General features: G+C 59.9%; 5 protein-coding genes. 3 read left to right on the forward strand and 2 right to left on the reverse strand.

Features of this window, described 5'->3' with window-relative positions:
• Position 1: 1 nt before the first annotated feature.
• From BraRD5C2_RS33910 to BraRD5C2_RS39765, 3 genes are all read left to right on the forward strand, one after another.
• Entirely contained in the window at positions 2–3,112 is a 3,111-nt protein-coding gene (locus BraRD5C2_RS33910) for a multidrug efflux RND transporter permease subunit (RefSeq protein ID WP_223975786.1), read from the forward strand.
• Positions 3,113–3,295: 183 nt separating this feature from the next.
• A complete protein-coding gene (locus BraRD5C2_RS33915; RefSeq protein ID WP_223975787.1) occupies positions 3,296–3,673 on the forward strand; it encodes a cupin domain-containing protein in 378 nt (125 codons plus the stop codon).
• On the forward strand, positions 3,673–3,798 hold the full coding sequence (locus BraRD5C2_RS39765) for a pirin-like C-terminal cupin domain-containing protein (protein ID WP_223975789.1): 126 nt from the start codon (positions 3,673–3,675) through the stop codon (positions 3,796–3,798). The genes BraRD5C2_RS33915 and BraRD5C2_RS39765 overlap by 1 nt, the downstream gene beginning before the upstream one ends.
• Positions 3,799–4,267: 469 nt before the next feature.
• On the opposite strand, the gene BraRD5C2_RS33925 is transcribed toward BraRD5C2_RS39765, so the two are convergent.
• Positions 4,268–4,837: an alpha/beta hydrolase gene (locus BraRD5C2_RS33925; RefSeq protein WP_223975790.1), complete on the reverse strand. Its 570-nt coding sequence runs from the start codon at positions 4,835–4,837 to the stop codon at positions 4,268–4,270.
• 3,601 nt (positions 4,838–8,438) lie between these two features.
• Positions 8,439–8,618 (reverse strand): hypothetical protein, encoded by a 180-nt coding sequence (locus BraRD5C2_RS33935; protein WP_223970370.1) that lies wholly within the window; start codon positions 8,616–8,618, stop codon positions 8,439–8,441.
• Between the last annotated feature and the right edge of the window lie 95 nt (positions 8,619–8,713).

Genomic DNA, 8,713 nt, shown 5'->3' on the forward strand with positions numbered 1-8,713 from the left:
GATGAATATTTCCGAACCCTTTATCCGACGTCCGATCGCAACTGCGCTGGCGATGTCGGGCCTCGCAATGGTCGGCCTCGTCGCCTATTTGCTTTTGCCGGTCGCGCCGCTGCCGCAGGTCGACTTTCCCACCATTCAGGTGACGGCCCAGTTGCCAGGCACGAGCCCGGAGACGATGGCGTCCTCGGTCGCAAGCCCGCTGGAACGGCAGTTGGCGCAGATGTCCGGCGTAGCCCAGCTCACCTCCGTGAGCGGCATCGGAATATCGGTGATCTCGATCCAGTTCAACCTTGACCGCAATATCGATGCCGCCGGGCAGGACGTGCAGGCCGCGATCAACGCCGCCGGTGGGCAATTGCCGAAGAACCTGCCGTCACCGCCGACCTATCGGAAAACCAATCCGTCTGACCCGCCGGTGATGGTGCTAGCGATGACATCGGACACCCTGCCGATGACGACGGTCAGCGACCTTGCCGACAACATCTTCGCGCAGCAACTTTCCCAGGTCGACGGAGTCGGCACCGTGCTGATCGCCGGCGCGCTGAAGCCCGCCGTGCGCGTCGAAGCCAATCCGCTCGAACTCGCTGGCCGCAGCCTGAGCCTGGAGGATCTGCGGGCGGCGATCGCGAGCGCCACGCTCAATGCTCCCAAGGGCACGCTGAACGGCGAGCGCCAGGGCGCAACGATTGAGAACAACGATCAGTTATTCAATGCCGCCGGCTATCGGCAGGTTATCGTTGCCTGGCGCAACGGTTCGCCCGTGCGGCTCGGCGACGTCAGCTCCGTGGTGGATGGCGCCGAAAACATTCGCGGGTCCGGCACCTTCAATGGACAACCGTCGGCCGTCCTCATCATTCAACGGCAACCCGGCGTCAACGTCATCGACACAGTCGAGCACATCAAGGCGGCGTTGCCGCGACTGAAGGCGGCAATCCCGTCGGCCGTCGACGTCCATATCGTTACCGATCGCACCCAGACCATCCGCGCCTCGGTCGAAGAGGTTCAGTTCACGCTGATGCTCACCATCGCGCTGGTGGTCATGGTGATCTTTTTGTTCCTGCGCAACGGCTGGGCCACCGTGATCCCCGGCATCACTGTTCCGCTGTCGCTGGTCGGCACATTCGCGGTGATGTATGTCCTTGGCTACAGCCTCGACAACCTCTCACTGATGGCATTGACCATCGCGACAGGATTCGTCGTCGACGACGCGATCGTGATGGTTGAGAATGTGGCGCGGTACCTGGAGCAGGGCTACTCGCCGCTTGAGGCTGCGCTGAAGGGTTCGCGCGAAATCGGCTTCACCATCATCTCGATGAGCCTGTCTCTGATCGCGGTGTTCATTCCGGTATTGCTGATGGGCGGCATCATCGGGCGGCTGTTCCGCGAATTTGCCGTCACGGTGAGCGTGGCAATCCTGGTGTCGACCGTCATCTCGCTGACACTGACGCCGATGATGTGTGCGCAGCTGTTGCAGGACGAGACGGGCAAGCGGCACGGCCGGCTCTATGCGCTGAGCGAGAAGTTCTTCGATGGCATGCTCGCGGCTTACGAGGCGGGCCTGCGCTGGGTGCTGCGTCACCACCGGCTCACGCTGACTGCGACCATCGCGACCATCATCCTGACCGGCTATCTTTATGTGCTGATTCCGAAGGGTTTCTTCCCGCAGCAGGATACCGGATTCATCGTGGCCGTATCGGAATCCTCACAGGACGTTTCCTATCCGGCCATGATGGAGCGGCAGTCGCAACTGGTACGCGTTCTTATGGCTGATCCCGGTATCGACGGCGTGATGTCGGCGGTCGGTGCCGGCACCGTTAACCAGACCGTGAACAACGCCCGCATGTTCATCAATCTCAAGCCGCGCGACCGGCGCGCTGCCAGCGCGAGCCAGATCATTGACCGGCTGCGGCCAAAACTTGCTGCCGTGCAGGGCATCGCCCTGTTCATGCAAGCGTCGCAGGACATTAATGTCGGAGGACGCGCGAGCCGCACGCAGTACCAATTTACGCTGCAGGATAGCGACCTCGACGAGCTCGATCACTGGGCGCCGATCCTGCTTCGATCCTTGCAAGGAATTCCATTGCTGCTCGACGTCGCGACAGACCAGCAGATCGCTGGTCCGACCCTGCGACTGGAGATCAATCGAGATACGGCGTCTCGGCTCGGCGTCGCCACGCAGGCGATCGACGACACGCTCTACGATGCGTTCGGGCAGCGTAAGGTCGCGCAATACTTCACGCAGCAGAACAGTTACTGGGTGATCCTGGAAGTCGACCCGCAATTCCAGCTTGATCCCAACGCGCTCGACCTGATCTACGTGCCATCCAGCAGCGGGCGGCAGGTACCGCTGAGCGCACTGGTCGAGCAAAAGCGCACCGTGCGCTCGCTATCGGTCAGCCATCAGAGCCAGTTCCCGGCGATCACGCTGTCGTTCAACCTGGCCGCAGGTACTGCGCTCGGAGAGGCGGTCGAGGCGATCGAGAAGGCAAAGCGAGACCTCAACGTCCCGGCCACCCTGATCACCTCGTTCCAGGGCAACGCTCAGGCGTTTCAGGATTCGCTCAAGACCCAGCCGCTCCTGATCTTCGCGGCGCTGATCGCGGTTTATATCATCCTGGGTGCGCTCTATGAGAGCCTGATCCATCCAATCACGATCCTTTCGACGATCCCTTCGGCCGGCGTCGGTGCGCTTCTCATCCTGATGGCGTTCAACCTCGAGCTCAGCGTCATCGCGCTGATCGGCATCATCCTGTTGATCGGCATCGTCAAGAAGAACGCCATCATGATGATCGATTTTGCAATCCATGCCGAGCAGACCGAGGCTATGGAGCCGGAGCAGGCGATCTTCCAGGCGGCGCTAAAGCGTTTCCGCCCGATCATGATGACGACGTTCGCGGCATTGCTCGGTGCCCTGCCGCTTGCGCTCGGGCACGGGACCGGCGCCGAGATCCGCCAGCCGCTCGGATACGCGATCGTTGGCGGCCTGCTGGTGTCGCAATTCCTCACGCTTTACACGACGCCGGTGGTCTACCTCGCGCTGCACCGCTTCAGCTGCAGCCGAGCCCGCAAAATCATTCCACATTCCGGCGAAGCGGCGATTGCGGCTGAATGAGATGTTTGTCAATCGGCGCGCTTGCTTGAGGCAAAAAATGAAGCGGCGTGCCGACTTTTATGGAATGGGTGGCTAGTTCGCGGTCGCGAGCGTTCACGACGTTGAGTTTGGCTTAGGGCCCAGGAGCGCCGCTGACCGAGCGTCCGGTTCTGGCGGGCCAAACCGCGATCGCCTAAGGCTAACTTGGAAGAACAAGAAGCAAGAACAGCGGGTCTTTCCTCGCAGGAGGTGGCCCGCTCCCTGAACGTCAGCGCGGCGGAGATGCCGAAATTGGCGGGGCCCGGCTATCAGGTCCGCGTCGCTCTGGGCGAAACAGGTGAAGCACGGAGAGCGCGCACCGAGGACTTCACGCTGCTCGATGGTGTGGTTTCCGGAGACGCAAAGTTCAGCCACCGCCTTCCTGGCGGCCAGGCTGTCTGGATCTATGCCGTCTCGGGCGAGCTGCAGGTCGAGGTGAACGGTGAGCGCCGGGCCATCTCTGCCGGGTCGTCGGTTGTCGCTGCTGCCGGCATCGACGATAGCGATCTGAGCTTGGGTGGTGGCATGCCCATTTTGTCGTGATGGCGAGCCCGCCGCTGCATGAGACCTTCGTCAAGCACGGCCCGCTGGTCATGAGTACCAGCGCGGATGTCAGATGGACGCGGGCTGATTATGCTGCCGGCAAGTTCGGAAAGATCGCGGGCTAACCCCTTCCATCATCCCATCAACGTCGTCCTGCCCCGCGCGACCGGAGTTCGCGTGACGGTATTTCATTGGCTCCGAGAGGGGTCAATCGTGTCAAATCCAAAGGTTCTTGTCGTCTTCTACTCCCGCAACAGCTCGACGGAGGCGCTGGCCCTGACGATCGCAGAGGGGGCCCGGTCCAAGGGAGCCGATTGCGCCTGCGCCGGGCCCGCGAGCTGGTCGGTCCGGAGGTCATGGCATACGTAGGTGCGGCACAAGAGCGACATCCGACGGGATCGGATCCGGCAATGACCTGTACGCCAAGCGGGGATTGTCGAAGATGTGGGTGACGGTCTCCCCGCTCGGGGATGCGCCGGCGGTAGGCGGATGATCTAGCCTTTCGACGAAATCTTCACCTTGACCCATAGCGGAGGCCAGTTGAACGTCACCGCCAGCTCTTACCGGCGGCGGTTGCGACTTTTGACTCTCACGTCAAGCGCGGACGGCGCTCTTGATGAAGGAGGCAACGGCTTCTGGCCTCGACACATAGACCGCATGGCTTCCCTTGCTTTCGACGATCGTGGCGCCGGCGCGCTTGGCCATCATCTGCCGAGCTGGCGGCGGGATCATCCGGTCATCGGTTGCGACCAAATACCAGCTCGGCTTCTTCCGCCGGGCGGGCTCGCTCACCGCGCCCTCCAGAGCCTTGACGCCCCACGGCACCTGCGAGTCCGCCAGGAATGCCGCCTTCTCGGCATCGACGTCGCCGGCAAAGGAGTCGGCGAACTTCGCCCTGTCGAGGAACAGGAAGCCGTCTTGAGGCGGCAGGATCGGCGGCACCGGAGCGCCGGGCGGCGGGTTGGCGATCAGCAAGGAAACCGACTCGCCTTTGTCGGGCGCAAACGCTGTGATGTAGGTTCGACACCTTCGGATCGTTGCGGCCTCGGTGCGGACAACACCCCCGTAGGAGTGACCGACCAGCACGACCGGCCCCTTGGCCTGCGCGACGATCTGCCGGGTCGCGGCCACATCGTCCGACAGAGACGTCGTTGGATTTTGCACGATGCGGACGTCGAGCCCGTCCCTTTTTCAGAATGCGGTAGACGCCCTTCCAGCTCGCGGAATCCACGCGTGATAGTCCGCCTCTGCAGGGTACCGGTCACAGCGTTCTCGACAAGCTGGGAAGATGCATATCCCCATTTTGTGGGCAGCAATAGTCGTGTCACGAAACTGAAATACAGCGTTGATGAGATTGTCGCCTAGCCTGCGGGTAACCACCAGCGCGGGCAAGGCGGAGCCACTCCGTTTACGCGGCCGAGTGGCTCCGCTCGCGCGCTGAACTGCCTTTCGGCTGAACGGTGAGCCGGTATGCGATAAGATTACTGCCGTCGAAAACCTCGAGCACGGTCTCGCATATAGGGCATCGATACTCGCCTCTATGACCAGGTTCGGACCATAGCTCCAATCGTCGGAACCCCGCGCCGCACCTGTCGCAGGTCACGTCTGACTTCTTCATCGGCTATGCTCCAAGTCTGCGGTCCGCGCCCTTGAATGACGATTTGGCGACACCAGCGAGGCAATACTATGTCTCCGAATGGTCAGGTCATCAATCAGCTAGGGCAAGGGCTGCAAGAGCGACTCTTCGATCCTTTGCAGGGCGTGATCTGCCACCGACTGTTTTGCGCTGCCATAGTCGGTGATCCTGGCTCGCCACCTCGTGCCCTCGTTGAGAACGTGCACTTGTGATATGGTCACCTCTCTTACATCAGAGCAGTCTGGTTTCTGGCGAAGCAGATCAAGTATGCGCGCCGCAAGATATTTTCTCGGGACGAGTTGTTTTTGTATCCCGCTAAATTACTGACGAACTTCTTATTTTGCGAAAGGCGCGCCTGTGGCGAAAACCCCCCGCGAGCTTGCTCGGACGATGAAGGACCGCAGTGGATCTGAAGCCATACTAGAAACGATCAGCGCGACGCCCGCTGAAGTCACGGCACGAACTCAGCGGATATTCGAAAAATACCCGAGTTCGACCTATTTGACAGAGGTGATTTCTTCGAGGCGCCTGGCTGGGCAGCGGATCGAAGTGACCATCCGGCGTCGCAGTGAGCCCGTGAAGCTTGATTGAAGTCCCACAAGCCGCGAATTTTCGCCGACCAGCGGTTGCACTTGGGAATGCGAGAGTTCCCGGAGGCTCAGGTCTTCAAGGCGCTCTCGAAGGGCGCAACCTACGCTGCCCCCATGGAGTGGAATACTTTCTCAAGTGCGATCAGCAATACGAAGACAGTGCCGGTCACCGCGACGAACATGGCGAAATAAAAGATGCGAGACATCACCGGAATGATCCCAAGTGCATGTAAGAACGGGGAGGTAACATCTGGGCCGCTCGGTAGTTCGCTGGCGACCCACAACGCATCGGCGGGTGTTGTCCTAATTCGGACACCCGCTGCGGGGAATTAGCACAGTCAGCGTTTTGTTCCGTTATGCGGAACACCGTGGTTTCCCGGAATCCACATTTGATGTGGAAAACTTTAGATTAATTGTTACCGGGGCTAGACATTTAATCCCGATCGCATTTTCGAGAATTTCCCTCGGCGGGGGCCGCATCGCGGGCGGCCCCTTTCTATTCGGCGGACGGGTAAGGCGGCCTCCGCGTTCGTTCCAGCGCGCTGGGGCCGCTTCTTTTTTGGCCGCACCCATCTGCATCAACGAGCGAAACAGCATGGAAAACGAATCCAGGCGAATCCACGGTAAGGTCGCGATTCTTTTTCACTGAGAACGCCGCCCGCAGAATTCTTATTTCGCTCCATTGCTCGGGCACAAACTGCACTGTCTCACGGAGTTCCGCGAGGGTAGGCTGCAACCTCAACGCAGAGGTTGTGCCATGGGCAAAGACCTACTTGAAAGCGTTTGGATTGTACTATTCGGGCTAAGCCCCCTCGTCATCATTGGGGTGGCAATATACGTGCAATAATCCGCCACCTGGCTCGGCGCATCGGGCCGGTAGATGGCCCCAGCAACTAGCCTTCCTTCCCATAGGCCCCCAATGGTTGCTGGGGTCGCTTAATAGGAGAGGCCGCCTCGGTTGGCGGCCTCTTCGCTAAGTGGGATTTGCAACTCATAGCAACCTTTCCCCGATTTGGCCGTTCGCTTTGCATCACCGGCCAAGGCTCTGCTCGTAAGGCGTCGGTGGCCGAGAGACCGATCGCGCTCCCGCCTGCGAAGCAAGGGAGGAGCGCCATGGTGAAACGGCGCCGACGTGTGCAGCAAATCCAGTCACTTGAGCAGGGCCTTGCCCAAGAGGCGCGTGATCTGGCCGAGGCCGCGAAGGCACTTCCGCCATGTCCCGAGCGCGAAGCTCTGCTTCGCAAAGCCAGACAGGATGAGACAGCCTCCCACATGACGGAGTGGCTTTCCTTACCTGGTCTAAGGGCTCCGACCTGAATGCGCGGCTCGATCAGCGAACGCCACGACTGGATCGCTATAGCCGGCTATTGCGTAATCGTGCTGGCAATGTGGGCGGTTGATGTTCTGTTCATATAGCGGCCTCAGATAGAGAAGCGAGTGGCTAGGCTGACTGCGCGCGAGGAGCGTTGTCGCCGACCTCTCCGAGTTCTCAGCCTTTCGACTGGACGGCGTAGTGGGCACGATGCCATATGACATTTGGCCCGAACTGATGAGGGAGCGTTATGCGAACGCCGCTTATCTCAAGATTGGCAATTGCGCTAATGACAAGCGGCGCACTCGCCAAGCCGGCCCTAAAGACGTGCCTATCGCGAGGCCGCAGCCAAAAAGCAGGGATGGACACGCCCACAACGCGCTGACGCATACAGCGTCTACATGAGCACGGGTGAGTGGCACACCAGTGATCAGTTCAGCCGTACGGTCCAGGGTGTTGGACGCCGCTGAATCAAATCGAGCCTAACGCAGCGGTGCAACGGCGCGGTGTTTTTATGAGGATCGGTGCTGTGCTGGTTGCGGTAAGCGATCCCTAGATCCCCTAGATTCCTACTCGGTCCAAGTACGGTCTCCACACTGCTCGCATTCAAACGTATGAATGACAATTCCGCTCTCAGATTCCATGATTGTTCTGACCAGGGTGAGCGTAGCTCCGCAAAATCGGCAGTCATGATGTGATCGGTCCTGGACAGTAGCGATCTTCTCAGCTCGAAATAGATCCACGCTGGCCGTGCCATTGGTTTTGGAAGTGTCAGCTGCTCTTGAAGTCGCGATGCGTTACAATCGCCTTCCAAAATGCTCGATCAACGTCAGCCGCCCACAGAAATGCATCTGAACCGGCAAATGGGTTCAAGTGGGACAAACACGCACGAACGTTACGGCGATTCCCGCCCTCGCGGTGTGGCGCGATCCCCACTGTGGACAATAATCGCCTCGAATGCTCGAGCCCGCTCCGTGAGCGAGGTTAGGGAAAGCCCCGACGTGATGACAGAGAAAGCTTTCTGGTCGAGTTAATGGCTGAGGTCAAAGTTGCCCAATCCCAGATGTCCACTTCGGGTCAAAAGCCGTCGATCGCGACCGAACTTGGGACTTCCGGTTCACTCCGGAGAGCCGGAGTTCTCAAAGTCACTGAGATTGTCAGCTAGCAACCGCGGCGGTCACCGCCTTGGTCAACGAAGGATTGGTCCAGGCGTGGAATTAAACGCCATCATGCGGCGGCATCGACTGTCGCAATGACACTGCGCATGTCGCAGGCCAGCTGGCGGTAGTGCGCCCCCAGGCGCAAGTAGAGCTCCCGCTTGCTTCCATCCGCCTGCCGGCCAGCGATCAAGTCGCACTCCGTAGCGAGATCCTCAAATCGTTCCAGCTTGGCCAGAAAAGCAATCATAGCGGTTCCCCTGAACGCTTACTAAGGGACCGACCACGCTACTATTTGGATTAGTTCTTGCTAAACATCGTTATCGGGCAGAACTATTTTTGTTG

It is taken from the genome of Bradyrhizobium sp. RD5-C2 (genome assembly GCF_019972155.1).
Classification (GTDB): domain Bacteria; phylum Pseudomonadota; class Alphaproteobacteria; order Rhizobiales; family Xanthobacteraceae; genus Bradyrhizobium.